Annotated in this window: 1 protein-coding gene; it reads left to right on the plus strand. The window is 61.1% G+C overall.

Annotated elements, in window-relative coordinates:
- Positions 1–435 (plus strand): contractile injection system protein, VgrG/Pvc8 family (locus C1X29_RS28205; protein ID WP_256584413.1); only part of this gene is annotated, 435 nt, incomplete at both ends.

Here is a 435-nt window from a genome sequence, read left to right on the forward strand (position 1 = left end):
GAAGACTACGTGGGCGACCTGCAAGTCCTGTCGTTCACCGGCACCGAAGGCATCAGCCAGCCGTTCCGTTTCGACCTGGAACTGGTCAGCGAAAACCCCGATCTGGACCTGGAAAAACTCCTGCACAAACAGGCCTTCCTTGCCCTCGATCCGCAGGGCTCGGGCATCCACGGCCAGATTTACCGCGTCGCCCAGGGCGATGCCGGCAAGCGCCTGACCCGCTACAAGGTTTCGCTGGTGCCGCAGCTGCAATACCTGCATCACCGCACCAACCAGCGCATCTACCAGCAGATGTCGGCGCCGAAAATCATCGCGCTGATCCTCGACGAGCACGGCATCAAGGGCAACGCCTACAGCTTCCAACTCAGCCAGCCGTGCCCGGATCGCGACTACTGCGTGCAGTACGACGAAACCGATCTGCATTTCGTCCAGCGT

The sequence above is a fragment of the Pseudomonas sp. GW456-12-10-14-LB2 genome (genome assembly GCF_002884345.1).
GTDB classification, from domain to species: Bacteria; Pseudomonadota; Gammaproteobacteria; order Pseudomonadales; family Pseudomonadaceae; genus Aquipseudomonas; species Aquipseudomonas paraglycinae.